Genomic DNA, 642 nt, shown 5'->3' on the forward strand with positions numbered 1-642 from the left:
AAAAAAGTAGCGTGCAATTCACACTACCTTCAAGCGATGGCTCTGGTAAAGCCTTTACGGAGAGTACGTGAATGCACGCTATGCGTAAGCATAGCATAAGCATCACGCAATCGTCTCCGTAGTTCCAATTTACCAGATTTTCGCTTGAAACGCCTTGCGGTCTTATCCTATATGTTGGCGGCGAAAAGCTCCTGCCAATCGCCGTTTTTCTCAAATGTTATGCAAAGATAGCCAAATTCAGTGAATTACAGGCTATGATTGCTTGAATTTATATTTAAGTCCATACTCTTCAAGTTTGCTGTATAGTGTTGTCCTGCCTATTCCGATCAGTTCGGCGGCGACACTCCGGTTGCCGTTTGCCTGTTTCAACGCACGCAATATCCGCTCCTTATCCTCCGCGTCATTGCGCAGGGCGAAGTTGACAGTAGAGGTCGGTTTCGTCACGGCAAGTTCCAGATGCTCTTTCATGACAACACCTTCCTGCGCCTGCAATACAGCACCCATAACTTTCTGCCGAAGTTCCCGCACGTTGCCCGGCCATGCGTGTGTCAGCAACGCTTTACGTGCTTCGGAACTGAACCCGCTCACGCTACACTCCAGCTCTCTGTTTGCCATATCACGGAAGAACTCTGCCAGCGGCAT

1 protein-coding gene is annotated in these 642 nt (G+C 49.1%); it reads right to left on the minus strand.

The window, feature by feature from the left end; translation table 11 throughout:
* Positions 1-252: 252 nt before the first annotated feature.
* Positions 253-642: helix-turn-helix domain-containing protein (locus tag H8S52_RS19740; RefSeq protein ID WP_304522355.1), on the minus strand; the 390-nt coding region annotated here is incomplete at its 5' end.

Source organism: Bacteroides sp. NSJ-48 (assembly GCF_014287405.1).
Taxonomy (GTDB): Bacteria; Bacteroidota; Bacteroidia; order Bacteroidales; family Bacteroidaceae; genus Bacteroides; species Bacteroides stercoris.